The organism is Devosia sp. Root635, assembly GCF_001427605.1.
Taxonomy (GTDB): domain Bacteria; phylum Pseudomonadota; class Alphaproteobacteria; order Rhizobiales; family Devosiaceae; genus Devosia.
Genome location: NZ_LMGZ01000023.1, coordinates 111,207 through 136,858, shown reverse-complemented (window position 1 = coordinate 136,858; position 25,652 = coordinate 111,207). Strand labels below are relative to the sequence as shown.

26 protein-coding genes are annotated in these 25,652 nt (G+C 64.3%); 11 read left to right on the top strand and 15 right to left on the bottom strand.

Annotated features, from left to right (window positions below; translation table 11 throughout):
- Nucleotides 1-285: 285 nt before the first annotated feature.
- The 5 genes from ASD80_RS17485 to ASD80_RS17465 all read left to right on the top strand — a co-directional run bounded on the left by ASD80_RS17485 (nucleotide 286) and on the right by ASD80_RS17465 (nucleotide 5,855).
- Entirely contained in the window at nucleotides 286-1,902 is a 1,617-nt protein-coding gene (locus ASD80_RS17485; RefSeq protein WP_056235793.1) for a peptide ABC transporter substrate-binding protein, read from the top strand.
- A gap of 105 nt (nucleotides 1,903-2,007) precedes the next feature.
- The gene (locus ASD80_RS17480) at nucleotides 2,008-2,931 is read left to right on the top strand and encodes an ABC transporter permease subunit (RefSeq protein ID WP_056235791.1); all 924 of its coding nucleotides are present in this window, start codon (nucleotides 2,008-2,010) and stop codon (nucleotides 2,929-2,931) included.
- The gene (locus ASD80_RS17475; protein WP_056235788.1) at nucleotides 2,931-3,851 is read left to right on the top strand and encodes an ABC transporter permease; all 921 of its coding nucleotides are present in this window, start codon (nucleotides 2,931-2,933) and stop codon (nucleotides 3,849-3,851) included. The genes ASD80_RS17480 and ASD80_RS17475 overlap by 1 nt, the downstream gene beginning before the upstream one ends.
- 1 nt (nucleotide 3,852) lies before the next feature.
- The gene (locus tag ASD80_RS17470; protein WP_056235785.1) at nucleotides 3,853-4,836 is read left to right on the top strand and encodes an ABC transporter ATP-binding protein; all 984 of its coding nucleotides are present in this window, start codon (nucleotides 3,853-3,855) and stop codon (nucleotides 4,834-4,836) included.
- Complete coding sequence (locus ASD80_RS17465; protein WP_056235784.1) at nucleotides 4,836-5,855, top strand: ABC transporter ATP-binding protein; 1,020 nt, start codon at nucleotides 4,836-4,838, stop codon at nucleotides 5,853-5,855. Before ASD80_RS17470 ends, ASD80_RS17465 begins: the two co-directional genes overlap by 1 nt.
- 304 nt (nucleotides 5,856-6,159) lie before the next feature.
- On the opposite strand, the gene ASD80_RS17460 is transcribed toward ASD80_RS17465, so the two are convergent.
- Nucleotides 6,160-6,654 carry a response regulator gene (locus ASD80_RS17460; RefSeq protein ID WP_056235781.1) on the bottom strand — a complete coding sequence of 165 codons (495 nt, stop codon included), beginning with the start codon at nucleotides 6,652-6,654 and terminating at the stop codon, nucleotides 6,160-6,162.
- A gap of 225 nt (nucleotides 6,655-6,879) precedes the next feature.
- Here ASD80_RS17460 and ykgO point away from each other — a divergent pair, with 225 nt between their 5' ends.
- The 3 genes from ykgO to ASD80_RS17445 all read left to right on the top strand — a co-directional run bounded on the left by ykgO (nucleotide 6,880) and on the right by ASD80_RS17445 (nucleotide 7,987).
- Nucleotides 6,880-7,005, top strand: a complete 126-nt coding sequence (gene ykgO / locus ASD80_RS17455; protein WP_046139985.1) for a type B 50S ribosomal protein L36 — start codon at nucleotides 6,880-6,882, stop codon at nucleotides 7,003-7,005.
- An 87-nt stretch (nucleotides 7,006-7,092) separates the two neighbouring features.
- Complete coding sequence (locus ASD80_RS17450) at nucleotides 7,093-7,500, top strand: hypothetical protein (RefSeq protein WP_056235778.1); 408 nt, start codon at nucleotides 7,093-7,095, stop codon at nucleotides 7,498-7,500.
- Nucleotides 7,501-7,585: 85 nt separating this feature from the next.
- Nucleotides 7,586-7,987, top strand: coding sequence for an SRPBCC family protein (locus ASD80_RS17445; RefSeq protein WP_056235776.1), 402 nt, complete (start codon nucleotides 7,586-7,588; stop codon nucleotides 7,985-7,987).
- Between the two features lie 101 nt (nucleotides 7,988-8,088).
- On the opposite strand, the gene ASD80_RS17440 is transcribed toward ASD80_RS17445, so the two are convergent.
- Nucleotides 8,089-9,036 carry a quinone oxidoreductase family protein gene (locus tag ASD80_RS17440; protein WP_056235773.1) on the bottom strand — a complete coding sequence of 316 codons (948 nt, stop codon included), beginning with the start codon at nucleotides 9,034-9,036 and terminating at the stop codon, nucleotides 8,089-8,091.
- Between the two features lie 58 nt (nucleotides 9,037-9,094).
- Here ASD80_RS17440 and ASD80_RS17435 point away from each other — a divergent pair, with 58 nt between their 5' ends.
- A complete protein-coding gene (locus tag ASD80_RS17435; protein ID WP_056235892.1) occupies nucleotides 9,095-9,568 on the top strand; it encodes a MarR family winged helix-turn-helix transcriptional regulator in 474 nt (157 codons plus the stop codon).
- Nucleotides 9,569-9,584: 16 nt separating this feature from the next.
- Here the strand turns inward: ASD80_RS17435 and ASD80_RS17430 are convergent, their stop codons facing one another.
- The 3 genes from ASD80_RS17430 to ASD80_RS17420 all read right to left on the bottom strand — a co-directional run bounded on the left by ASD80_RS17430 (nucleotide 9,585) and on the right by ASD80_RS17420 (nucleotide 12,062).
- Complete coding sequence (locus tag ASD80_RS17430) at nucleotides 9,585-9,992, bottom strand: GFA family protein (RefSeq protein WP_056235770.1); 408 nt, start codon at nucleotides 9,990-9,992, stop codon at nucleotides 9,585-9,587.
- A gap of 121 nt (nucleotides 9,993-10,113) precedes the next feature.
- Complete coding sequence (gene pyk / locus ASD80_RS17425) at nucleotides 10,114-11,553, bottom strand: pyruvate kinase (protein ID WP_056235766.1); 1,440 nt, start codon at nucleotides 11,551-11,553, stop codon at nucleotides 10,114-10,116.
- On the bottom strand, nucleotides 11,550-12,062 hold the full coding sequence (locus ASD80_RS17420) for a DUF1036 domain-containing protein (protein WP_082555409.1): 513 nt from the start codon (nucleotides 12,060-12,062) through the stop codon (nucleotides 11,550-11,552). Before ASD80_RS17420 ends, pyk begins: the two co-directional genes overlap by 4 nt.
- A 231-nt stretch (nucleotides 12,063-12,293) precedes the next feature.
- Here ASD80_RS17420 and ASD80_RS17415 point away from each other — a divergent pair, with 231 nt between their 5' ends.
- Nucleotides 12,294-12,557, top strand: a complete 264-nt coding sequence (locus ASD80_RS17415) for a DUF2312 domain-containing protein (RefSeq protein ID WP_056235764.1) — start codon at nucleotides 12,294-12,296, stop codon at nucleotides 12,555-12,557.
- A gap of 140 nt (nucleotides 12,558-12,697) precedes the next feature.
- On the opposite strand, the gene ASD80_RS17410 is transcribed toward ASD80_RS17415, so the two are convergent.
- Entirely contained in the window at nucleotides 12,698-13,468 is a 771-nt protein-coding gene (locus tag ASD80_RS17410; RefSeq protein WP_056235760.1) for a class II glutamine amidotransferase, read from the bottom strand.
- Nucleotide 13,469: 1 nt separating this feature from the next.
- Nucleotides 13,470-14,180: an aspartate/glutamate racemase family protein gene (locus tag ASD80_RS17405; protein ID WP_056235757.1), complete on the bottom strand. Its 711-nt coding sequence runs from the start codon at nucleotides 14,178-14,180 to the stop codon at nucleotides 13,470-13,472.
- Nucleotides 14,181-14,338: 158 nt separating this feature from the next.
- Between ASD80_RS17405 and ASD80_RS17400 the strand changes: the two genes are divergently transcribed.
- Nucleotides 14,339-14,803, top strand: a complete 465-nt coding sequence (locus ASD80_RS17400) for an Lrp/AsnC family transcriptional regulator (RefSeq protein ID WP_056235888.1) — start codon at nucleotides 14,339-14,341, stop codon at nucleotides 14,801-14,803.
- Between the two features lie 91 nt (nucleotides 14,804-14,894).
- Here the strand turns inward: ASD80_RS17400 and dxs are convergent, their stop codons facing one another.
- The 8 genes from dxs to ASD80_RS17360 all read right to left on the bottom strand — a co-directional run bounded on the left by dxs (nucleotide 14,895) and on the right by ASD80_RS17360 (nucleotide 25,621).
- The gene (gene dxs, locus ASD80_RS17395; protein ID WP_082555399.1) at nucleotides 14,895-16,826 is read right to left on the bottom strand and encodes a 1-deoxy-D-xylulose-5-phosphate synthase; all 1,932 of its coding nucleotides are present in this window, start codon (nucleotides 16,824-16,826) and stop codon (nucleotides 14,895-14,897) included.
- A gap of 300 nt (nucleotides 16,827-17,126) precedes the next feature.
- Nucleotides 17,127-18,728: a DUF882 domain-containing protein gene (locus ASD80_RS17390; protein WP_056235755.1), complete on the bottom strand. Its 1,602-nt coding sequence runs from the start codon at nucleotides 18,726-18,728 to the stop codon at nucleotides 17,127-17,129.
- A gap of 526 nt (nucleotides 18,729-19,254) precedes the next feature.
- Complete coding sequence (locus ASD80_RS17385) at nucleotides 19,255-20,955, bottom strand: L,D-transpeptidase family protein (RefSeq protein ID WP_056235752.1); 1,701 nt, start codon at nucleotides 20,953-20,955, stop codon at nucleotides 19,255-19,257.
- A 169-nt stretch (nucleotides 20,956-21,124) separates the two neighbouring features.
- Nucleotides 21,125-21,376, bottom strand: coding sequence for a hypothetical protein (locus ASD80_RS17380; RefSeq protein ID WP_056235750.1), 252 nt, complete (start codon nucleotides 21,374-21,376; stop codon nucleotides 21,125-21,127).
- A gap of 109 nt (nucleotides 21,377-21,485) precedes the next feature.
- Nucleotides 21,486-22,286, bottom strand: a complete 801-nt coding sequence (locus tag ASD80_RS17375; RefSeq protein WP_056235745.1) for an ABC transporter permease — start codon at nucleotides 22,284-22,286, stop codon at nucleotides 21,486-21,488.
- A gap of 3 nt (nucleotides 22,287-22,289) precedes the next feature.
- Nucleotides 22,290-23,084, bottom strand: a complete 795-nt coding sequence (locus tag ASD80_RS17370; protein WP_056235743.1) for an ABC transporter permease — start codon at nucleotides 23,082-23,084, stop codon at nucleotides 22,290-22,292.
- Nucleotides 23,081-24,085, bottom strand: a complete 1,005-nt coding sequence (locus tag ASD80_RS17365) for an ATP-binding cassette domain-containing protein (RefSeq protein ID WP_056235740.1) — start codon at nucleotides 24,083-24,085, stop codon at nucleotides 23,081-23,083. The genes ASD80_RS17370 and ASD80_RS17365 overlap by 4 nt, the downstream gene beginning before the upstream one ends.
- A gap of 51 nt (nucleotides 24,086-24,136) precedes the next feature.
- Entirely contained in the window at nucleotides 24,137-25,621 is a 1,485-nt protein-coding gene (locus ASD80_RS17360; protein ID WP_056235737.1) for a sigma-54-dependent transcriptional regulator, read from the bottom strand.
- Between the last annotated feature and the right edge of the window lie 31 nt (nucleotides 25,622-25,652).

The window sequence follows — 25,652 nt, the reverse complement described above, 5'->3', positions numbered from 1 at the left end:
GGATCGCCATTCCATGCGCCAGGGCGCAGGCGAAAGCGAATTGTTCCCGGCATCGTGAACGGTGGAAAGCCATTGCGGGTTTTTCGGTGTGCACAGTGTGTTAATAATTTGGCCAGCCTTGACGCTTAGGTCAATGTTTTGCTTGTCAGTGGACGAAATTGCGTAATACCGTCCAGCAATCTTGACCGGGGGGTAAAACCTCCGGCCGCAAGTGCTTTGAACTCCGCAGCGCTACGACTGCGGGACAAAACGATTTCGGGAATTCCACAAGGAGATGGGACGAGAATGAAAATCACGCAAACCCTGACCGCGGTAGCGACCGCCGGCGTCATGGCGCTGCTCATGAGCAGCACCGCATCGGCCGTAACGCTCAACATGATGAACGGCTCGGAGCCCGGTTCGATCGACCCGCATCAGGCGTCGGGCGACTGGGAAAACCGCATCATCGGCGACTATATCGAAGGGCTGATGACGGAAGACGCCAACGCCGAGGCCGTTCCCGGCCAGGCCGAGAGCTACACCATTTCCGATGACGGCCTGGTCTATACGTTCAAGCTGCGTGACGGCATCCAGTGGTCGGACGGCGTTCCGGTGACCGCCAATGACTTCGTGTTCGCCTTCCAGCGCCTGTTCGATCCCAAGACCGCTTCGGACTATGCCTATCTGCAGTTTCCGATCGTCAACGGTTCGGAAATCGCCGAAGGCACCGTGACCGACTTCAGCCAGCTCGGCGTCAAGGCGCTCGACGACAAGACCGTCGAAATCACGCTTGAAGGCCCGACCCCGTTCTTCCTGCAGGCCCTGACCCACTATACCGCCTATCCCGTGCCCAAGCACGTGATCGACAAGGTCGGTTCGGACTGGACCAAGGTCGAGAATATCGTTTCGAACGGCCCCTACACCCCCACCGAGTGGGTGCCGGGCAGCTACATCAAGTCGGTCAAGTCCGAGACCTACTGGGATGCCGCCAATGTCCAGATCGACGAAGTGAACTACTTCGTGCAGGACGACCTGGCCGCCGCCCTGTCGCGCTACCGCGCCGGTGAATACGACATCCTGACCGACATTCCGTCGGACCAGGCTGACTGGATCAAGGAAAACCTGCCGGGCCAGGACTATTTCGCCCCGTTCCTGGGCATCTACTACTACGTGATCAACCAGGAGAAGGCGCCGTTCGACAATGCCGACGTGCGCAAGGCCCTGTCCATGGCCATCAATCGCGACGTGATCGGTCCGGACGTTCTGGGCACCGGCGAACTGCCGGCCTATGGCTGGGTGCCGGAAGGTACCGCCAACTATGAAGGCGTCGAGCCCTACCAGCCCGAATGGATCGACCTCTCCTATGAAGAGCGCGTGGCGGAAGCCAAGGGCATCATGGAAGGCCTGGGCTATACCTCGGCTTCTCCGCTGGCCGTGCAGCTCAAGTACAACACCAATGACAACCACCAGCGCATCGCCGTGGCGATCGCGTCCATGTGGGAGCAGATCGGTGTGAAGACCGAGCTGTTCAACTCCGAAACCGCCGTTCACTACGACGCCCTGCGCGCCGGTGACTTCGATATCGGTCGTGCCGGCTGGCTGCTGGACTATTCGGACCCGTCCAACACGCTCGACCTGCTGCGCACCGGCATCATGCAGGACGGCGCGATGAACTGGGGCAACAACTATGGCCGCTACTCGAACGAAGAGTTCGACGCGCTGATGGACCAGGCCACCACCGAGCAGGACCTGGCCGCCCGCGCCAAGCTGCTCGGCCAGGCCGAGACGATCGCGATGGATGAAACCGCCGCTTTCCCGATCTACTGGTACATCGCCCAGAACGTGGTTAGCCCGAAGGTTACTGGCTTCGTCAGCAATGCGTCGGATATTCACCGTACGCGCTGGCTGTCCAAGTCCGAGTAATCGCCTAGAACCGGCGGCGTCGCCCCTTGGGAGGGGCGGCGCCGTATTTTATCCACCTGACGGCGCGCGAGCGGCCGATGGCGTGGATGTGAAAGGTCCGAATCCATGTTTGGATATGTGACGCGGCGTGTGCTGTCGGCGATTCCGATAGCGCTGATTGCCGTTACTGCCTGTTTCTTCATTCTGCGGCTGGCGCCTGGCGGTCCCTTCGACGGGGAACGCGCGCTGCCTCCCGTGACGCTGGCCAACCTGCGGGCGCACTACAATCTCGACCTGCCGCTGATCCAGCAATATTTCATCTATGTCGGACGGCTGCTGCAGGGCGATTTCGGCCCCTCGATGGTCTATAACGACTTCACCGTGGCCGAGATGATCTGGATCGGCCTGCCCTTTACGCTGATGCTGGGTTTTTCCGCCTTCATCATCGGGACGGTTGTCGGCCTCGTGGCCGGCGCCTTGTCGGCCGTCAACCAGAACAAGTGGCCGGATTATATGCTGGTCTTCCTGGTGATGATCGGCCTGGTGGTGCCCAATTTCCTGATGGCTGCGCTGATGCAGCTGGTGTTCGGCGTCTATCTCGACTGGTTCCCGGCCGGCGGCTGGCGGAACGGATCGATTGCCCATCTGGTGCTACCGGTCACGGTGCTGGTGCTGCCCCATGCCGGGCGCACGGCGCGGCTGATGCGCGGCTCGATGATCGAAGTGCTGGGCACCAATTATGTGCGCACGGCCAAGTCCAAGGGGCTCGGCCAGCGACTGATCCTGGCGCGGCATGCCATCAAGCCGGCCCTGCTGCCGGTGGTGAGCTATCTCGGGCCGGGGCTGAGCTATCTGCTGACCGGCTCGCTGGTGGTGGAGCAGGTGTTCGCGCTGCCGGGGATCGGCAAGTATTTCATCGGCGCCGCGCTCAACCGTGACTATGGCCTCGTGCTGGGGACGACCATTTTGTACATGTTCATCATCCTGGCGGTGAACCTGCTGGTCGACATCCTCTATGCCTGGCTCGACCCGAAGGTGAGGTACCGCTGATGGCCGGCATTACTGGCAAGGACGCGGTGCTCACCGAGTATGCGCGCAGGCTCGAAACCCTCGATGCGCCCAAGGGCCGCTCGCTGAGCCAAGACGCCATGCGGCGCCTGGTGCGCAACAAGGCGGCCGTGGTGTCCATCGGCGTCGTGATCTTCATCGTGCTGTTTGCGTTTGCGGGGCCGTATCTGCTGCCCTGGACCTATGACAAGATCGACTGGAGCAATATCCGCAAGCCGCCCAATTTCGAGGCCGGGCACTTCGTGGGCACCGACCAGAATGGGCGCGACATGCTGGCCCGCATCATGCAGGGCACCCAGATGAGCCTGATCGTGGCCGGCGTGGCGACGCTGGTCTCGGTGTTCATCGGGGTGTGCTACGGCGCCATTGCCGGCTATTTCGGCGGCAAGGTCGATGCGGTGATGATGCGCTTCGTCGATATCATGTATGCGCTGCCCTATATCCTGTTCGTGATCATCCTGGTGGTGATCTTCGGGCGCAATCCGGTGCTGCTCTTCGTGGGTATCGGGTGCCTGGAATGGCTGACCATGGCGCGTATCGTGCGCGGGCAGACGCTGTCCATCAAGGAGCGCGAATTCGTCGAGGCGGCCAAGGCCGGCGGCGCCAAGCCGTGGACCATCATCTTCCGGCACATCGTGCCCAATCTCACGGGACCCGTGGTGATCTACGCCACGCTGACCATTCCGGAAATCATTCTGACCGAGAGCTTCCTCTCCTATCTGGGCCTGGGCGTACAGGAGCCGCAGACGTCGCTCGGCACGCTGATCAGCTTCGGTTCGCCCGTGGCCGAGACGCTGCCCTGGATGCTGATCGGACCCGCCGTGGTGCTGGTGAGCCTGCTGCTGTGCCTCACCTATATCGGCGACGGGTTGCGCGACGCTCTCGACCCCAAGGATCGCTAAGATGAAAGAAGTCCTCAAAGTCGAAGACATGTCGGTCACGTTCGAACTGCACCAGAGCGAAGTGCATGCCGTGCGCGACATGAACTTCTCGCTCGCCGAGGGCGAGACGCTGGCCGTGGTGGGTGAATCGGGCTCGGGCAAGAGCCAGGCGTTCCTGGCCATCATGGGCCTATTGGCCAAGAATGGGCGGGCTGGCGGCCGGGCCATGATGGGCGACATCAACCTGATCGGCATGGAGCCGAGGCGCCTGGATCTGCATCGCGGCAAGGATATCGCGATGATTTTCCAGGACCCGATGACCAGCCTCAATCCGACGCTGAAGGTGCGTACGCAGCTGGCCGAAGTGCTGGTCAAGCATCGCGGCTTCGACAAGCAGAAGGCGACGATGGCAGCGGTGGAAATGCTGGAGCGGGTCGGTATTCCCGAACCGGTCAAGCGCGCCAATGCCTATCCGCATGAATTGTCGGGCGGCATGCGGCAGCGCGTGATGATCGCCATGGCCTTGCTGTGCCAGCCCAAGATACTGATCGCGGACGAACCGACGACGGCGCTGGACGTGACCGTGCAGGCGCAGATGCTCGACCTGTTCAAGACGCTGACCGAGGATTTTGGCACCTCGCTGGTGCTGATTACCCACGATCTGGGCGTGGTGGCTGGTGTCGCCGACCGCATGATGGTGATGTATGGCGGACGCGCGGTGGAGAAGGGGGGAGTCGACGACCTGTTCTACGATCCGCGCCATCCCTATACGCTGGGCCTCCTGCATTCGACGCCGCATATCGCCCATCGCACCGCCCGGCTCGACCCCATCCAGGGGCTGCCGCCGAGTCTCGAACACCTGCCCAGGGGCTGCTCGTTCAACCCGCGCTGCGCCTTCGCCTTCGATCGGTGCCTGGCCGAAAGGCCGCCGTTGACCGAGACCGGCAATGGCCGCGAAAAGGCCTGTTTCTATGAAGGCCCGATGGCCTATGGAAAGGTCGCCTGATGGACCAGACCCCGATCAACCTGCTCGAAATCAAGGATCTCAAGAAGACCTTTTCGCTTTCGGGTGGCCTGTTCAGCCGGCGGCTGACGCTGACGGCGCTGGAGAACATCAACTTCAATATCCGCCAGGGCGAGACGCTGGGCATTGTGGGCGAAAGCGGCTGCGGCAAGTCCACTTTGGGCCGCTGCATCCTGCAACTGCTCTCGCCCGACGAGGGACAGGTGCTGTGGCTGGGTCAGGATTTGACGCGGCTGCCGGCAGAGGAAATGCGCCAGCGCCGGGCGGATCTGCAGATCATTTTCCAGGACCCACTGGCCTCGCTCAATCCACGCATGACGGTGGGCGAGATCATCGCCGACCCGCTGCGCACCCTGCGGCCGGAAATGAACAAGGAAGAGCGGCGCGCCCGCGTGCTCAAGATCATGGAAGCGGTGGGGCTGCTGCCCGAAATGATCAACCGCTATCCGCACGAATTTTCGGGTGGGCAGGCGCAGCGCATCGGCATTGCCCGGGCGCTGATCACCGAGCCCAAGCTGATCGTCTGCGACGAGCCGGTCTCGGCGCTCGACGTGTCGATCCAGGCGCAAATCCTGAACCTGCTGGCCGAGCTCAAGGATGAATTCGGGCTGACGCTGATTTTCATCTCGCACAACCTGAGCGTGGTGCGGCATGTGTCGGACCGCATCCTGGTGCTCTATCTGGGGCGCATCGTCGAGCTGGCGACGGGCGACGAGATCTATGACGATCCCAAGCATCCCTATACGCGGGCGCTGCTGACGGCGGTGCCGATTCCCGACCCGAAACTGGCGCGACAGCGCAATATCGATGCGCTCAAGGGGGAGATTCCCTCGCCGATCAATCCGCCCTCGGGCTGCACCTTCCGCACAAGGTGCCGGTTTGCCAAGCCATTCTGCGCCGAAACGCGGCCGCCGCTGGAAATGATCGAGAATGGCCGGCTGGTGGCCTGCCACCGCTGGCGGGAAATCGATGTGCCGGACGAGGCGGTGCTGGGGGAGTAGCCCAGGAAATGGAAAGGCCCGCTTTGGCGGGCCTTGCCGTTTGAGAATGGCGCCGAATGCAGCGATGCCGGTGTTCATCGCCACCCTCCTCCCTGAGGGGAGGGGTAGCGTAGCCTGGCCCGCAGGGCCTTGGCAAAGCTGGGGGGTGGGGTGTCGAGGCTTCATCCGGCATCGGGATCGTGGAGGTATCGACACCCCCACCCTCGATCCCTCCCCTCAAGGGGGAGGGAGGCGATCGAACCGATGGCTTCCAGCAGGTCCACGGTAAACACGCCCCTCTCATGGGGAGGCCGGGAGGCGTGCCCTAGCTCGCCTTATCCGTCTCCCGCCGGCCGTCCCCGACATCCACCTTGCGGCGGCGTCGGTCGGGGCCGTTATACTCGGCGGCCTCGATGAAGCCGCGGGGATGGGCCTCGATGCTGGTGAGGCGGGCCTGCAGGTGGTTGGCGGCGAAGGGCTTGCGCAGGAATTCGGTGACGCCGGCATCGCGGGCTTCGGCAATGCGCCTGGCATCGGGGGCGGCGCTCATCATGATGATGGGCACGTAGCGGTTCTGGCAGTCGGCGGCGGTGCGGAGCTTGCGGGTGAAGGCCACGCCATCCATGCCGTCGAGGTCATCGTTGATGATGAGGACGTCGAAGACGCGGCGCTTAAGCTCGCTCATGGCCCTGTTGGCGTCATAGGCCTCGCGGATATCCTTGCGGCCCAGATTGCGCAGCATCACGGCGACGAGCGAAGCCATGTTCTGGCTGTGATCGGCAATCAGCACACCGCGCTTGGTGATTTCCTCGTTGGCCATGGCAGTTCCCGTTATGCGCGAAACGCTCGGATCGACAGTGTAGACAATAGCTTAGCTTTCGATACGGGGTGTTAACCGGCGGGCCGGCATGCGGCTGGGGGAAAGCGCAGCGCGGAGGTAATTTCACCTGCCGTTGCGCGTTGACAGGCCGAGGCAATTTCCATATGTATGCCCCCAAGTTTCCGGGCGCGCAGGCGCCCATTTTGTTTGACTGAGGATAGACAGATGAAAGTCCGTAACTCGCTGAAGGCGCTGATGACTCGCCACCGCGCGAACAAGCTCGTCCGCCGTCGCGGCCGGGTCTACATCATCAACAAGGTGGACAAGCGCTTCAAGGCCCGCCAGGGCTGAGCCGTTTAACATCGAGATTGTTGACTCAAGCCCGCGCAAGCGGGCTTTTGTTTTTCCAGTCAGGCCGTTGCGGGAAGACAGGACCAGATGCGGCGTTCGCACACGATCTCGCTGTATATCGACTATCCCTACGATACCGCCTATCGCTTCCTCGCCAATCCGCTGAACTATGGCGAATGGGCCGCTGTGGACAGGGCCAGCTACCGCCCGCTCGACAATGGTGACTGGGAGGCGATGACCAATTTCGGTGGAATCAGACATTTCCGGTTCACGCCCGTCAACGCCTTCGGCGTGCTCGACCACGCCATCTTCGTGCCGGGCGAAAAGCTGCTATGGACACCGATGCGCGTCACGCCCAACGAGGAGGGGACGGAACTGACCTTCACCTTCTACCAGCGGCCCGGCATGGGCGAGGAAGAGTTCGCCTCGGCCATCGAATGGATCACCACCGACTTCCTGACGCTCAAGAGCTTGCTGGAAGCGCTGCGGCGTTAAGCACGGCGCCGGTATGAAGGGTGGAAGGTCTTGATATCACAGGATGATTGCGCAAATGTGCCGCCGCTGAGTAAGAGGTGCATCTGTGCTCCAGGCGCGTACGCTGACGGTGGAGATCGCCCGTCCGGCCGAAGATATCTACAATTTCCTGGTCGATCCGGCCAATCTGGCCAGCTGGACGCTGGTGAAGAACGGCCGGCCGCATCCGGCGGCGGGGCCGAATAGCTGGGCCTATGACGGCCCGCGCGGCACGGTGATCGTACATTTCACCCCGGCCAATCCCTATTACGTGCTCGACTATCGCATGCAGGTGGGGCCGCAGATGATCCACGCGGCCCATGTGCGGGTGATCCGCAATGGCGCGGGGGCGGCCCTCACCCATACGTCGGTGCAGCAGCCTCTGGTGTCGGACGACATGTTCGCCTCGGAGGAGGAATGGATGCTGTCGGACCTGCTGGTACTCAAGACGCTGATGGAGCGGCGCTAAAGCGCGTCGCGATCTTTCAGATTCGCTCCATGCGCTTAGCGCCTTGTTTTTGCATGTCTCCCGAAACCGGGTTCTCCCTTTCGGGAGACATGCTGTAGGTTTCACATGGTGAATACCGTGCGCTGGCCATTGTCTGGCTCATTCCAGGCCTGTTGGACCTGCGACAGGGGCAGGGTTTTGGTGGCGATGGTGAGGCCAGCCGGGCCGGCCGCCTGCAAGAGCCCGTCCACGCATGCTATCAGGCGATCGAACGGAATGCCGCCGAGGCCGCTGCCCGTCAACTCGATGGCAGAAGAGCGCAGTACGGCGCTGGGCAGGGTGATGTCGGCGCCTCCAACCGAGCCGATCTGCACGAAGCGGATCGGCACGCCATCGGCGCCGGCCCGCGCGCCGGCAATCAGCAGTTGTTCGGCGGTGGGCCCCCACAGATAGTCGACGACGACGTCCACGCCATTGGCAAAGATCGCCTCGAAATGGTGCTGCAGCGCAGGCTGGTCCTGGGTCAGCAGGACGGTCTCGTCGGCGCCGAGGGATTGCAGCACTTCGGCGTTGCGGCCGGTGGCGATGATCTTGCCGGCGCCAAGGTGCCTGGCGATCTGTACGGCGAGACGGCCGGATGCGCCGGTGGCGCCATTGACCAGCACGGTTTCCCCGGCTTTGAGCCTGGCGCGCAAGGTGTAGGCGGCCCAGGACGAGGTCCCCGGATTGGCGATCGCGGCGGCAAAGGTGTCGTCGATACCGTCGGGCAGGGCGACGCATTGGGTTACTGCAACCACGGCCTGTTCGGCCATGCTGCCATAGGGCGGCCGGGAGCCGAAGAAGAAGACCCGACGCCCGTCGTCGAGCTGCCCGACGCCATCGATGCCGGCGACAAAAGGAAATTGCTGACCCGAGGCGCTGTAATGCGATCCGGCGGCGCGGCCGCGTACGACGGGGCTGAGTGCGGCAGCGCTGACGGTGATGCGGACTTCGCCCGGTGCGGGCTCGGGTTGCGCGATATCGCCATAGACCGGGGTTTGGCCGGCGCCCAGCACGATTGCGGCTTTCATGATATGACCTTTCCAGTGAGAGCTTTATGTGTATAATGCACATAAATTGGAGATAGCCGTGGCGTCAAGTAAAAACGTGCAAAATACACATATTGCCGGGCAGCTGCGGCAATTGCATGGGGCCTTGCTGGACATTGTCAGTGTCATGAACCGGCCGCAGCGCGACGAGGCGCTTATTCAGACTGCCGGAATCCGGCTAGATCGGGCGCTGTTTCCGCTGCTGGTGGGGATCGGCCGGCTGGGGCCGATCGGCGTGGTGGACCTGGCGGACCGCGTGGGGCGGGACTACACCACCGTCAGCCGCCAGGTCGGCAAGCTGGAGACGCTGGGGTTGATACAGCGCCAGGAAAGCCCGGCCGACCGGCGGGTGCGCGAGGCTGTGGTCACCGCTGAGGGCAAGCAGATGCTGGAGGCGCTCGATACGGCGCGCGAGCGCATTGGCGGCGCCATTTTCCAAACCTGGGCGGAACAGGATCTCGACGATCTGGTGCGGCTGTTGCGCAAATTCGCCGACGCCATTGCCGGGCCGTGACGGTTTGCGCCCGGCGTCAGGAATCGCCGGCAGCAGTCGTGCCGGGGAGGGTGGGCAACCATGACAGCGCCGAGGCGAACCAGAACTGTCGCTTCGGGATCAGCTCGCGTCTCTGTGCCAGGACGCCGACGCGGAGGCCGAGCTTGCGGCTGCCGGCCGGCTCGTCGGCGGTGGCATAAAGGGGTGAGCCACAATTGCCGCAGAAGGCCTGTTGGCGCCGGCGACCGCTTTCGGCGGTCTTGACGTAGATTTTCGGTTCGCCCCGGGTCAGATGAAACTGCTCTTCCGGGCACGGCACGACGACACGGAAGACAGTGCCCGAGAGCTGCTGGCAATCGCTGCAATGGCAGATGCGGACCCGCTCGGGATCGATATCCGCCTCGAAGGCAATGGTGCCGCAATGGCACGCACCCTGGACCCGCATGGCTCGCTCCCTATTGCTGTGAGGCCAGCACAATAGGCCCTGTCATGCGTGATGCAAACGCTCGCGCATAAACGAAGGCCCGCTTGCGCGGGCCCCGTCTTTTTCAGCGATGTCGTCCGGCTCAGCTCGAGCCGGCGCCGTCCTGGCGGACGAAGGCGATGCGCAGCATATTGGTGGCGCCGGGGGTGCCCAGGGGAATGCCGGCGGTGATGGCGATGCGGTCGCCGGGGCGGGCAAAGCCTTCCTGATAGGCGATGACGCAGGCGCGATCGACCATGTCTTCGAGGCTGACGGCATCCTCGGTCTGCACGCAATGGACGCCCCAGACCACCGACATGCGGCGGATGGTGCGTTGATTGGGCGACAGCACGATGATGGGCTTGCTCGGCCGCTCGCGGGCGGCGCGGATGCCGGTGGAGCCGGAAGCGGTGTAGGTGACGATGGCGGCCAGATCGAGCGTTTCGGCAACCTGGCGCGTCGCGGCCGAAATGGCGTCGGCGGCGGTGGCTTCAGGCTCGGTCTGGGCGGCGCGGATGATCCGCAGATAATTGGCGTCGCCCTCGACGGCCACGGCCACCTTGTTCATGGTGGAGACGGCTTCGACCGGATACTGGCCGGAGGCGGATTCGGCCGACAGCATGATGGCGTCGGCGCCTTCGAACACCGCAATGGAGACGTCGGAGACTTCGGCGCGGGTGGGGACCGGCGCGGAGATCATCGATTCCAGCATCTGGGTGGCGACGACCACCGGCTTGCCGTAGCGGCGCGACATGCGGATCATGCGCTTCTGCAGGCCAGGCACGGTTTCGAGCGGGAGTTCGACGCCGAGATCGCCGCGGGCGACCATGATGGCGTCGCACAGCTTGATGATCTCTTCGAGCCGATCGATGGCCTGGGGCTTTTCGATCTTGGCCATGACGCCAGCGCGGCCCTGCACGATCTTGCGGACATCGATGATGTCCTCGGGGCGCTGGACGAAGGAGAGGGCGATCCAGTCGGCATCGGCGGCGAGGCCCGCGAGCAGGTCGGCATGGTCCTTTTCGGTCAGCGCGCCGGTGGGCAGCAGCGTATCGGGCAGGCTGACGCCCTTCTTGTCGCTCAGCTTGCCGCCATAGATGACCTCGGTCTCGATGGCGCCATTGCCGACGCGGGTGGCCTTGAGGGCCAGCTTGCCGTCGTCGAGCAGCAGGCGGTCGCCGACCGAGACGCTTTCGATGATTTCGGGATGGGGCAGGTAAACGCGATCGGCCGTGCCCGGCACGTCGGCATTGCTGTCGAGGGTGAACTTCTGACCGGCCACCAGATTGATGGCGCCATCGGCGAACTTCCAGACGCGCAGCTTGGGGCCCTGCAGGTCGACCAGCACGCCGAGGGGATGGTTGAGGCGCTTTTCGACGTTGCGGATGCGCTCGACGGTCTGCTTGAGCAGGTCGTGGCTGGCATGGCTCATATTGATGCGGAACACGTCCGCGCCGGCCTTGGCCAGTTCCTCGATCATCTTTTCTTCGTGGCTGGCGGGCCCGAGGGTGGCGATGATCTTCGCGCGTCGCATGCGTCTCATTGCGTGTCCGTTTCTTGCGTATTTATGTCGTCCTGCGGGACGTCGATGGTGACGTCGTCGGGGTCGACAAGGAATGTGGGGTCTTCGAGATCTTCGCTGGCATCAGGGCCGACAACAGCGGGGCCATCGGCGCTCTCGGTGAGCTGCAGGGTCCAGTCGGTGCGGTTCTGTGTATCGATTTCAAAGAAGCCGGTGCGCTCATAACCGCGGGCGAGGCAATCCTCAACCCCGAATATAGTGAAGGTTTCGTCACGCGTGCACATGAAGACCGAACCGTCCCAGGCGCCGCCGCCGATATCGTCCACCGCGAAGATGTAATAGAAGCGCTTTTCGAGGTCGCCCTGATAGAGCACGCGGCAATCGCCCGGCGGGGTCCGCCACCAGCCTTCGCTCATCCAGCCCCGCTCGGCGCGATAGCCGAGGGACACCGAGACCAGGTTGCTGGTTTCGTTGCAGATGCGCAGGTCGGCATGAGCGGGCGTGGCGAAAAACGCGAGACTTGCGAGCATCGCGCCGATCAGGGTCATGCCGAGACGGGTGGTGTGCAAAAGCGTGCCGGAAATCATCGAGAAAACGTGCCTTCTTTGAGCCCATGGTGACGCATTGGTCAATGGCAAAAGGGGCGATTTGACGGAATTGCGGCGATGCGGCGGCGTAGCCATGTGGATTGGCAGACAAAGGGGTTGAACCATGCCCCCGGGTACGATTGAACGGGGCCAGCAAACTTAAAGGACTATGCCATGGCCGTCGAAGACAGCGTTGCCCAGGATCAGCTCAGGGCGTTCATCGAGCGCATCGAGCGCATGGAAGAAGAAAAGGCCGCCATCGCCGCCGACATCAAGGAAATCTACGCCGAGGCCAAGGGCAACGGCTTCGACACCAAAATCCTGCGCAAGATCGTCGGCATCCGCAAGCAGGATGCCAATGAGCGCATGGAGCAGGAAGCGCTGCTGGAGCTTTATATGAGCGCGCTGGGCATGGTGGCGGCTCCGCCCGAAGATTGAGGATGCGCTGATCTTCAGGTGATGCCGGCCTGCAAGGACCAGCTTTCCGCGCTTCCGGTGCTCACGTACTGGAGTACGCTCCGCTCCGGTTCTCGAAAGCTGCCCCTTTCGGCTCGACCTGACCTGAAGCTCGGCACATCCTAAGCGACTGCGAAATCGTTGAATGCTACCGCGCCGCGGGCGGCGGTCATGACGCTGCCCGGCGGGACGGGATGCCAGGTGTCGCCGGGGTCGCCGAAGGGTTCGGAGGCGATGGCGATGCCGGTGTCGAGCTGGCGCCAATAGAGCGAGGGCGGGTGCTCGTCGCTGGCCCAGCGAATGGCGATGAGGCGCTCGCCATCGGCCAGGATGGCGGTGAAGCGCAAGGGCAGGGGAATCGCATTGGCGTGCATCATGCGGGTGCAGACGGCGAGGGTGCGGGCGAGGGCCGTGACCGGATCGGCGTCGAGACCATGGCCGAGGGCGGCGAGGAAGATGGCTTCGCTGTCGCCATTGCCGCGGCGGCGGGCATAGAGATCGTCGGGGATCATGGCTTCGACGGAGCGGCGAATGCGGTCATAGCCGCCGATCTGGCCGTTGTGCATGAACAGGTGCCGGCCGGCGACGAAGGGATGGCAATTGGCCATCGAGACCTCGCCCGAGGTGGCCGAGCGCACATGGGCGAGGAACATGGGCGCCTCGAGCTGGTGGCAGAGCGAGGCGAGGTTGGTGTCGGACCAGGCGGGCAGGGTGCCGCGATAGATGCCGGGCTCGGGGCGGGCGCCATACCAGCCTACGCCGCAGCCGTCGCCATTGACCTGGGTCTTGGCCTCGCGGGCGGCGAGGGACTGGCTGACCAGCGACGAAGCCGGCTCGATCAGCAATGTATCGAGGAAGACGGGCTCCCCGGTGTAAGCCAGGAAGCGGCACATATCAGGCAGCCCGCTCCATTTCGTCGGCCAGAGCGAAGCGCACCGCCGCGTCGGCGTGGATGGCGGTGGAATCGTAGCCGGGCAGGGGCAAGGCTGCCGGATCGACCAGCAGCGAGATTTCGGTGCAGCCCAGGATGACGGAATCGATGCCCTGGCTGCGGGCGGCTTCGATGATGGCGAGATAGCGGGCGCGCGAGGCGTCGCGGACCTGGCCCTGGCAGAGCTCGTTGAAGATGACGTCATGCACCACGCCGCGATCGTCGCAGTCGGGGGTGACGACGTCCAGCCCGTGACGGGCCATGCGCTCGGTGTAGAAGCCGTGTTCCATGGTGTAGCGGGTGGCGAGCAGCAGGGGCTTGCGGCGGCCATCGGCGCGCAGGGCCCTGGCGGTTTCGTCGATGATGTCGATGAGCGGCACGCCGCTCATGGCGGCGACGGGGTCGGCGACCAGGTGCATGGTATTGGTGCAGATGAGCACGCAGGCGGCGCCGGAACGGGCCAGGCCGGCACCGGCTTCGCCGAGGAGGCGGCCGGCTTCGTCCCAGCGGCCGGCCTTCTGCAGTTCGACAACACTGACAAAATCGAGCGAGCGCATGGCGATTTCGGCGGAGTGGAGGCCGCCGCGCTGGCGGCGGACCGCCTCGTTGATGAGGCGATAATAGGTGGCGGTGGATTCCCAGCTCATGCCGCCGATAAGGCCGATGGTCTTCATGGATATGCTCCTCTGCTGGAAGCAGTGTGCCGCCGGACGCGCGCAGGCGGCATGCGAAGTTGGGTTTGGAGGAGAATCAGGATGCAGTTCTGAGGCGTTATTTGCTGCAAAGACGCAGCGAGATTGCGCATGCATCAAAAATCATGCAGAAATGGATTATGCTTGACGAGCGCGACCGCAAAATCCTCGACCTGATGCAGGCCAATGCCGAACTGGCGGTGAACGACATCGCCGATGCGGTGGCGCTGTCGGCTTCGGCCTGTTCGCGGCGCATCGCGCGGTTGCGCGAGGAAGGCTATATCGCCCGCAGCGTGGCGGTGCTGGACCGGCGGAAAGTGGGGCTGCCGACGACGGTCTTCGTCATCGTGCGGACGGGCAAGCACGAGGCGGGGTGGCTTGAGGATTTCCATGCGGCGGTGAGCACGATTCCCGAGATTGTCGAGGTGCATCGGCTGACCGGGAACTTCGACTATATCATCAAGCTCGTGCTTCCCAATGTGGAGCATTACGACGTGATCTATCGCCAGCTGGTGGGCCGGGTCGAGCTGTTCGACATGTCGGCCTATATCTCGATGGAGACGGTGAAGCTGGCGACGGGCGTGCCGACGCATTACGTCGAGTAGGATTTTCTGGCGAGTGCGGCGCCGTGGATTGCCCGGACAAGCCGGGCAATGACGTCGGGGTGGGGGTCGGGAAACGAAGGCCTGCCGGGCGCTAGCTGATGGCGCTCAGGGCCTTGGCCATGGCGGCTTCATCATAGCCGAGGGTGGTCAGGGCGGTGGCGACGATGCCGGCGCGGTCGAGACCGGCTTCGGCATACATGTCGGCCTGGCTGGCATGTTCGACGAAACGATCGGGGATCATCAGGGGGCGGAAGCGCAGCTTGCCGTCCAGCATTCCATTGCTGGCGAGGAAGGTGGCGACATGGCTGCCGAAGCCGCCGATGGAGCTTTCCTCGGTGGTCAGCAGCACGTCATGGGTGCTGGCCAGCCGGGCGATCAGCTCTTCGTCGAGGGGCTTGAGGAAGCGGGCATCGGCTACGGTGGGGTTGAGGCCCAAGGCCGCCAGCTTGTCCGCGGCGGCGAGGACTTCGCCCAGGCGGGTGCCATAGGAGAGGATGGCGATGGTGGCGCCCTGGCGGACAATACGGCCCTTGCCGATGGCGAGCTGTTCGCCGCGGGCGGGCATGTCGACGCCCATGCCGTCGCCGCGCGGGTAGCGGAAGGCGATGGGACCATTGTCGTAAGCGGCGGCGGTGGCCACCATGTGGCGCAGTTCGGCCTCGTCGGCGGCCGCCATCTGCACGATGCCGGGAATGGCGCCGAGATAGGCGGCGTCGTAATTGCCGGCATGGGTGGGGCCGTCGGCGCCGACATAGCCGGCGCGATCGATGGCGAAGCGCACCGGCAGGTGCTGGATGGCTACGTCGTGCACGACCTGGTCATAGGCGCGCTGCAGGAAGGTGGAATAGATGGCGCAGAACGGGCGCATGCCCTCGCTGGCAAGGCCGGCGGCGAAGGTCACGGCATGCTGTTCGGCAATGCCGACATCGAAGATGCGGCTGGGGTGAATTTCGGCGAATTTGTCGAGGCCGGTGCCCGAGGGCATAGCGGCCGTCACCGCGACGATGCGCGGATCGTCAGTGGCTTCCTGGATCAGCGAGGAGGCGAAGACCGAGGTGTAGGACGGCGCATTAGACGGTGCCTTGGCCTGGGCGCCGGTGATGACGTTGAACTTGGACACGCCATGATATTTGTCAGCCGAGTGCTCGGCGGGGGCATAGCCCTTGCCTTTCTGGGTGACCAGATGGACCAGGATCGGACCCTCGGCGGCGTCGCGGACGTTTTCGAGAATGGGGACCAGGTTTTCCAGGTCATGCCCGTCGACCGGGCCGACATAGTAGAAGCCCAGTTCCTCGAACAGGGTGCCACCGGTGAAGAAGGAGCGGGCGAATTCCTCGGTTTTTCTTGCCGGTTCATGCAGGAATGAGGGCAGCTTGCTCACGACAGTCTTGGCGGCTTCGCGCGTGCCGCGATAGACGGGACCGGAGACGAGACGCGCCAGATAGGTGCGTAGCGCGCCGGTGGGCGGGGCGATGGACATGTCATTGTCGTTGAGCACGACGATGAGGCGGGCATCCATGGCGCCGGCATTGTTCATGGCTTCATAGGCCATGCCGGCCGACATGGCGCCATCGCCGATGACGGCGACGACATTGCGGGGCTTGTCCTGCAACTGGCTGGCCACGGCAATGCCGAGGCCGGCGGAAATCGAGGTGGAGGAGTGGCCGGCGCCGAAGGGGTCGTATTCACTTTCGGCGCGGCGGGTGAAACCGGAAAGGCCGTCCTTCTGGCGCAGGGTGCGGATGCGGTCGCGGCGGCCGGTCAGGATCTTGTGGGGATAGGCCTGGTGGCCGACATCCCAGATGATGCGGTCATGGGGAGTGTCGAAGACGGCGTGGAGCGCCACGGTGAGTTCCACCACGCCAAGGCCGGCGCCCAGATGCCCGCCGGTGACCGAGACGGCGTCGATCATCTCCGCGCGCAGCTCGTCAGCCAGTTGCCGCAGGTTTTCGCGCGGCATTGCGCGCAGGTCGGCCGGCGACTGGACAGTGTCGAGCAGAGGCGTGGAGGGCTTGTCGGCCAAGCGGGCGGTCCTTTGCCAAAACGGGCATTCGTTCAATTCTTTAGGCCGGGGGCGGGTGGTTTGCAACAATGCCACCTGCGCCAAACTGCGGCAGGGGAGTGCTAGGGGCGCAAGAGGACTGAATTGAGGCGGGGTGTCTGGTGCTTGCTGCTCGGATCGGTGCGAGGGACTCCACCCACCCTCACCCCCTCCCCCAGCTCTGCCAAGGCCCGATGGGCCAGGCGGCGCTACCCTCCCCTCAAGGGGGGAGGGTGGGCAGGAGCCGCGGATAGCGCATTGAGGTGGAGGCGCCAGATTGGCCTAGTTCGAGGCCAACGCCACGGGGGCGGCGGTGACGAAGCGGGTATGGGACAGGCCGGTGGGGAAATCGCCGACGCCCATGACGGTGGCGTAGCGGCCCATTTCGGCGGTGGGGTCGAAGTCGGCTTCGTCGTGGTCCCAGATGACAGCGAAGTGGGACGAGGTCATGACCGCGGGGGTGATGAAGACCTCGGCAATGTGCTCGAGATCGGGCGCGATGAGGTCGGGCTCGCGCATGGCGCCGGGGACCGGGCGCTTGGCGATGTGTTCGGCCAGAGCGGCGGCGACGGGTTCATCCTGCTGGGCTGCGCCGAAGGTGCCGCTGAACAGGCCCGCCAGCGCGTTGACCGGCTGGCCGCCGAGCGAGGCGGTGCGCAGGCCGGTGGCTGATGTCAGCGGCGGCAGGATGGGCAGGCGCGTGGTTGGCGATGGCGGCACGGTGGCCGTGGTCTCGCGCTGGATGATCATTTCGAGCGCGCGCTGGGCCTCGGGATCCTGCGGGGTGGCCGGCAGGTAGGCGGTCATGGTCGCGGGCTGGTTGGTCATGATGAGGCGGGGCTGCGGCACCGGAGCGGTCAGGGCCGCAAGAGCGGTGACGGCATCGGCAGCCGGCAGGGCCGCGGCGGTGGCCAATTGCAGGGTCTGCGACTTCATCGCCGGCACAGGAGCGATCATGGCGGTGGTCAATTCGGACGGATCGAGGGGCGCGCTGCCCGTGGTCGAGAACGGAATGGCGCCGGGCGCGGCGGCGACTTCGACCGCAGCGCCACCCAGGGAAGCCGGGCGCAAGGCCGGAATGGGCGCGGCCTGCGGGGTGGCGGGTTGCGGCGCAACCGCGGCGACCTGGATGGGGGCGGCTGCCGCGGCGGCCGGCTGGCCATTGTCGCCGCCGAAGAACAGGTCCATCAGCGAGCGGCCGCTGCCGCCGCTTTCGGCGACCTGGGTGCCGCCCGATGAGCCATTGCAGGGATAGGCGTGGCATTTCTTCCATTCGGCCAGGGCGACCTGATAGCCGGCCTGCGACAGCGGCTTGCCGTCGGTGGGCAGGTGCATGGTCTTGCCGTCGGGGAAGATTTCCTGGAGCTGGGCCTTGGTCATGCGCGGCCAGGCCCGGACGGAGCCGACATCGAGGTGGACGAAGGGGCTGCCCGAAGTGGGGTAATAGCCGACGCCGCCGACCTGCTTGCGCATGGCGGTGGCGCGCAGCTTGCTGAGCGAAATACCGGGGATGAAGAAATCCATCGCGGTGCCGCGCATATGCTGGGAATTGTCGGCCACGCCCGACGACGTGGCGGCCAGCATGGCGTTGGTGGCGGGGGAACGGTAGGCGGAGACAACGTTGATCGGCTGGGTGGCGCCGACCTCCTGATAGACTTCCCAGACCAGGTCGAACAGGCGCGGGTCCATCTTGGTGGGTTCGTTGCGGCGCCAGTCGCGCAGGAATTGATTGAGCTGGTTGAGACCCGACTGGACATATTGTCCATTGCGCTTGAAGACGATGCGGGCCGTCTCCTTGGTGTGGGTATAATAGAGGTAGAGCGCGCGTTCGCTGGCGGCCGCGGCCGGCACGATGGCCTGCGGCAGGATGACGATAATGCTCATAAGGGCGGCCGCCAAAAGCCGCACGATATGGTGCCGTATCAAAAGGTAAGTCCCCGTCACGCCAAACTCTGCCCGGTAATTGCCAGTTGTCGTCGGACGTTAGCGCGAAAAATCGTCGAATTGATTAACGCTAACGAGATCACAACCACACAGAGCCGGACCCCTCATGGGGCCAGTAATACGGGCAAAAGCGGGCGCAACCAAGGCGAAATTGTAAACGCGGGGTTAAGGGGGAGATGTTGCAGCCGTCTCCCTTTCCCTCGTGGGGAGTGTTCACTCGGGGCGCTGGTGGCTGCACCGTTCTGTCGGCTCCTGCTCACCCTCCCCCTTGAGGGGAGGGCAGCGAAGCTGGGCCGGCAGGCCCTAGCGTAGCTGGGGAGGGGGTCCTTCAGTGGCCTACAGGACTACCCCCTCCCCAGCTCTGCCAAGGCCCTGCGGGCCAGGCGCCGCTACCCTCCCCTCAAGGGGGAGGGTGGGCAGGAGCCGATAGCGTAGCGCAACTGCCGCCTGCGTCCGACGTGAACACTCAGGGCGACAGCTCGTCCACGACGGGTTCGGCGTCGGCGACGATTTCGGGGGCGAGGTCGGGTTGGTCGAGGCCCATGGCGGCGATCAGGTTGGCGTTGTGGCCGTAGACATCGCCGAAAGAGCGTAGCGAGCCGTCGGCTTCGACGCGAATGGTGAAATAGGTGATGTGGACCGGAATCTGGTGTTCCGGATTCACCCAGCGCTCGGAGGGGCCGAACATGGCTTCGAGGGAGGCGCGCGAGATGTTGGGCTCGTTGGCCATCAGCGCATCGGCAAATTCCATCGGGTTCTGCACGCGCACGCAGCCATGGCTATAGGCGCGGAAGGAACGGGCGAACAGCGACTTGGACGGCGTATCGTGGAGATAGACGTCGTGCTTGTTGGGGAAGAGGAACTTGATCTGCCCCAGGGCATTGCCCGGACCGGGGCGCTGGCGCACGCGGAAGGGGAAATTTGTGGTCGAGACCTGGCTCCAATCGACCTGCCAGGGGCTGACCGGGCTGCCGTTATACAGCAGGTCCATGTTCTGGTTTTCGATATAGCCCGGATTGCGCAGGACCGCGGGCGCGACCTCGCCCTTGATGATGGAGCTCGGCACGTTCCAATAGGGGTTCACCACGATGTGGCGGATATTGTCCGAGAAGATCGGCGTCTGGTTCCTGGTGGTGCCGACGACGACGCGAGTGGTGTATTGCTCGACGCCGTCGCGATTGATCGCCAGCCGGAACTCGGGGATGTTGACGAGGACGTTGAACGCGCCCAGTTCGCGCGGCATCCAGCGCCAACGCTCCATATTGGCGAGGATATCGGCGCGGGTGATGGGCACGCCGCCATTGAGGGCGGCAAGAGTGGCCGGGCCCATGACGCCATCGACGTCGAGATCGAGCGTGCCCTGGAACGCCTTCATCGCATCGACCAGCACATCGTCATAGACGAGCCCGTCGGCGGCAGGCACGCCGAGGCGGGTGCGCAGCAGCGGGACGCGCGGATCGCTCATGCCGGGGCGCAGCGTCGGGCCCTCGGCGATGGGCGTGGGACGATCGAGACTGGTTTCGTCAAAACTGGCGAGGGCGGCCTTGAGGGCGAGAAATTCGGGATGAACAGGCTCCAGCGCCGCCAGCACTGCGACCGGATCGGGGCTGGAGGCCAGTTCGACCAGCAGCGAGGCGGTATCGAGCGGCTTGGGCGCGATATCGAGGTTTTCGCTGACCGATTGCGGCCGGATACGGCCATTGTAGATATGGCTGGCATAGCGCAGGGCGGCGGTGGAGAAGGCGGTTTCGAGCGCCGCCATCTTCAGGGGATCGCCCTGGGCGCCGGCCGGGTCGAGATCCGGTGTCAGGTAGTCGGACGGGCGCAGGCCTTCGCTGGCGGCGCTTTCGAAGAGCTTCAGAATCTTGCGGGCGGGCGCGGAGAAGACCACTTCGCCATTGGCGGCCTCATCGAGCCAGATGGGTTCGAAATGGCGGCTGCCATAGAAGAAATAGAGCTTCTGGGCCTCGATATAGGCCGCGCTGTCCCTCGCGGCGCTGTAATAGACCGTGCTCAGGCCGGACTTGATGGTCTGGGCCAGCGGCGTCTGGGGCGGGGCGATGATGACCGGACCGACCGCAAGGGACGCAATGTCCTGCGCCGCTGCGGGCCATGCACCCCCGATACCGGCGAGGGCGGCGACCAGGCAGACCAGGATCTTGTTCATCTGAGCTCCATGCACGGCAACGCTGTGACGGCCATTCCACCTTGGTCCTGCATCAGACTCGGCGGGCCGCTCCGCACGAAGATTCAATACTCTGCAAACCTTAACGGGGGCAATCGCTCGCAAAGTTGTGAGCGTATTTTGTGGTGCCGGTGCAACGGCCCCTGCGCCGTCAGAAGAAGCGCGAGCGCGTTATGGTCAGCCAGGGGACGATGGAGAATGGCCGCACGCGATAGATGACGGTCACGCCCTGTGCGCCGGGCTCGGAGCGGGGCTCGCCGACAACGGCGATGCGGGTTTCGTCGCGCCTGACCGAATTGCCGACACGATAGGCGATGCGCACGACAAGCATATCGTGCTCGTGTTCAAGCTCGACCAGCTTATGCAGCTCCTGGTCGAGCTTGAACTGATAGCTGGATTTCATGGAGCCCCCCACGGAATGGGGCGCAAGATGAGTCAGGCCGTCGGCGGCCACAATTGGGACAAGTCCCATGCGTGCCGCTACGGCTGCGGCGCGGTCAGGCCATGTTCCATCAGCCGCCGGCGCCCTGATAGCGGCTCAGCGCGTAGCGCCAGTGGGCGATGGCGACGAGAACGAGGACCGGACCGGCGAGCAGGGTAACGGAGGCGGCGAAATCTCCGAGCAGCGGTACCGGCTTGCCGAGCAGCACGGCGACCGGCACGGTGCTGATATAGGCCAGCGGAACGATGGTGAGCATCACTACCTGAAGCCCGGTGGGGAAGATGTTGAGCGGGTAACGCGTCAGTTCCCAGAAGCCGAAGAAGATGGCGAACAGGTGATTGGAGCGCACCCAGATCAAAGCGGTGCCGCCGATCATGGTGATGATGGCGCCGGTGACCATGGTGGCGCTCAACAGGCTGCCCACGAAAAAGAGCGTGGAGCCGACCGACCATTGCACCTCTGCGGCCATGAGCGCCCAGACGAGGACGGGGATGGCCAGGATGATGTGGCCGGCATAGCCGATATTGAGGCCGGAAAAGATCAGATAGGCCCAGGTATTGATCGGCTTGGTCAGCAGGGCATCGAGTGTGCCCATCCGCACCAGATCCTCGAGCGTGTTCAATTGGGTGAAGCTCATCGAGGCGCCCAGCGAATAGGCGAGGAGCTGGAAGGAAAACAGCAGAGCCAGTTCGGGCCAGTTCCAGCCGCCGAGCAACTGGAATTTGTTCAGCAGGATCCAGATGGTGAGAAGCACGGCGCCATAGGAGAGAATCTGGGCCACGCGGTCGAGCCAGAAGGCACCGCGATATTCCATCTGCGACTTGACAAACATCCGGACCAGCAGCGCCAGAACGCCGAGACGATGCAGCATGGCTCAGCCTCCCTGCACGGTGATGCGGGAGGACGCCCGCCGCCAGAGCAGGGTCAGCGCCAAAGCGAGCAGGGCGGCCCAGGCCAGACCGATGCCGAAATAGAGCAGGGTCATGCCGATATCGAGCTGCCCCAGCCAGACGGCGGATGGATAATAGACCAGCCAGGCGAGTGGCTGGTGGCTGGCGATAGCGCCAAAGGGCTCGGGAAAGAACCAGAAGGGCACCAGCAGCCCGGAGAGCAGGGTGACCAGGCTTCCCAGAAGCCAGTCCAGCGAGAAGATGGTCATGAGCCAGAAGGCCAGGACGCCGAAAATGGCGGCGACAAGAAAGTGGATGATGAAGCTCAATCCGCAAAAGGCGACGAACATGGCAGCGTGAAACGGGCTGGCGGGCGGCAGCATGCCGTAGACCAGGGCCACGATGATGATGGTGGGCACCACGGCCAGCAGAAAAGTATAGGCCGACATGCCGGCCTCGACGGCGAGCATATAGAGCGGATAATGCACCGGCTTGAGCAGCCAGACTGCGACATCGCCGGTCTTGAGGGCGGTGCCTACCTGGCGAACGATGCGGTCGTGGCGGGTGGCGCCCATGACCACGCCGCCGAGCAGGGCATAGGTGATCATGTCCTTGATGCCGATGCCGTCGACCGACATCGTGCCGGCATAGACGGCCAGCCAGATGGCGACGCGGGCGAAGACCTGCACCAGCTTGCCGAAGATGTTGGCCCAGACCTCGTTGCGATAGGCCAGGCTGGTGAGAAAGCCGCTGCGGGCGAAGGCGGCATAGGCCGTCATGGCGCGACCGTCGCGGCGGCGTTGCGGCGCTGGTAGAAGGTGCGGATGACTTCCTCGATATCGGGCTCGTGCAAGGCAACGTCCTTGAGGCCGCGATCGCTGCCGACTTCGCCGAGAATCTGCACCAGCGACACATCTTCCCGTTCGAGCAGGTAGTGCTTGCGCAGGCCTTCATCGGCGGTCAGCGTGGCCGTGGTGAGGGCGAGCGGGCCCGGGTCGGTGACAAATTCGAGGGTCAGGCGGCGGGCCGAACCGAGGGCGGCGCGCAGGCGATGCAGTTCGCCATCGAAGATCAGTTTTGCTTGATCGACCATGATGAGGCGCGGGCAGATGGTCTCGATATCCTGCAGGTCATGGGTGGTGAGGATGATGGTGACGCCGCGCTCGCGGTTGATCTCGGCGAGGAATTTGCGCACCGCGTCCTTGGCAACGACATCGAGGCCGATGGTGGGCTCGTCGAGGAACAGGATCTTGGGATCGTGCAGCAGCGACATGACGATCTCGGCGCGCATGCGCTGGCCCAGGCTGAGCTGGCGCACGGCGCGGTCGAGGAAGGGCGTCAGATCGAGCAGGGTGCTGAAGCGCTTGAGGTTCTCGGCGTAGCGGGCCTGGGGGATGTCATAGATGCGCTGGTGCAGGGTGAAGCTGTCGATGACCGGCAGGTCCCACCAGAGCTGGCTGCGCTGGCCGAAGACGACGCCGATCTCATGGGCATTGGCCATGCGCTGCTGATGCGGCGTGCGGCCGAGCACCGAAAGCGTGCCGGCGCTCGGCACCAGGATGCCGGTCATCATCTTGATCATGGTGGATTTGCCAGCGCCGTTGGGGCCGAGATAGCCGACGGCTTCGCCGGCCGCGATGTCGAAGCCGATATCGGAAACGGCGGTGACTTCGGTATATTCGGCGGTCACCAGCGTCTTGAAGGCACCCAGCAGACCCGGAAACCTCTTATGTTGCCGGAAGCGCTTGGAAACGCCCCGTGCCTCGATCAACGCTGTCATGACTGGCTCCTGCCCCGAGCGAGACAGTAGCCGATTCGCCGGCAAAGCCGATCAGGCGGCGTCGTTCAGCAGCTCTTCGGCCAGGCCATATTCGTGCAGCTTGCGGTAGAGCGTGGAGCGCCCGATTTTCAGCGCCCGGGCGACGCGCGACATGCGGCCGCCATGATGGGCGATGGCGAAGACGATGGCAGCGCGCTCGATCTCGGCGAGGGCGGCGACTTCCCCGGCGGTGTCGAGGAAGCGATCCGGCGCCGACGGTTGCTCCATGGCAGCGCGCTGGCGGGCCGGGGCGGTGTCGATATGGGTCGGAGCGGCGGGGACCGGAACCTGCTCGATGGCCCGGATGGCGCTGTCGCGGCCGGAAGACTGGGCGACGATCTGCGGGAAATCGACGGGTTCGAGGAAGGCGGCATCGGTAAGGACGATGGCGCGGTAGACGGCGTTTTCGAGCTGGCGGACATTGCCGGGCCAGTCATAGGCCATGAGAAGGTCGAGGGCCGCGGGCGAAATGCCGAGCACGCGCTTGCCGGCTTCGGCCGAGAAACGGGCGATGAACATGGCGACCAGCTCGGCCGCGTCTTCCATGCGCTCGCGCAGGGGGGGCACGTAGATGGGGAAGACGTTGAGGCGGTAGTAGAGATCTTCGCGGAACTCGCCCGACTTGGCCAGGTTGAGCAGGCGCCGGTTGGTGGCCGAGATGACACGGACATTGACGCGCTCGGGCTTGCTGGCGCCGACCGGCTCGATCTCGCCTTCCTGCAGGGCGCGCAGCAGCTTGACCTGGGTTTCGAGCGGCAGTTCGCCGACCTCGTCGAGGAACAGGGTGCCGTTATGGGCCTCGGCAAACTTGCCCGGCTGGTCGGCGATGGCGCCGGTAAAGGCACCCTTCTTGTGGCCGAAAAGCACGGATTCGACGAGATTGGGCGGGATGGCGCCGCAGTTGACCGTGATGAAAGGCTTGCCGGCGCGGTCGCCGGCGCCCTGGATGATGCGGGCGATCAGCTCCTTGCCGACGCCGGTCTCGCCTTCGATCAGCACTGGAATGGTCGATTTGCCGGCCTTGCCGCACAGGCTCAGCACGCGAGCCATGGCGGGCGCTTTGGCGATCATGTCGCCGACGGTGAAGGTGCCGGCCTTGCGGGCGCGTTCAGAGCGGATGGCGGCTTCCAGCGCATCGAGCTTCATGGCGTTGCGCAGCGAGATGATGAGGCGCTCGGGGGCGACGGGCTTGACGAAATAGTCGGCGGCGCCGTTGCGCATGGCCGAGATGACGGTTTCGAGCGACGCATTGGCGGTCTGGATGATGACCGGGGTGGTGATGCCCTCACGACGCATGGCATCCATCACGCCCATGCCGTCCAGATCGGGCATGACCAGATCGAGGATCATGGCGCCGATATTGCGATCCTCGCGCAGGATGGTGAGTGCCTGTTCGCCGCCGGTGGCGGTCAGCGGCTTGAAGCCGGCGCGGTTGGCCACCTCGGCGGTGAGGCGCAACTGAACCGGATCATCATCCACAACGAGAACGCGCGTCATCCCAGCTCCAGTCTTCTTGATGCGGCATCGA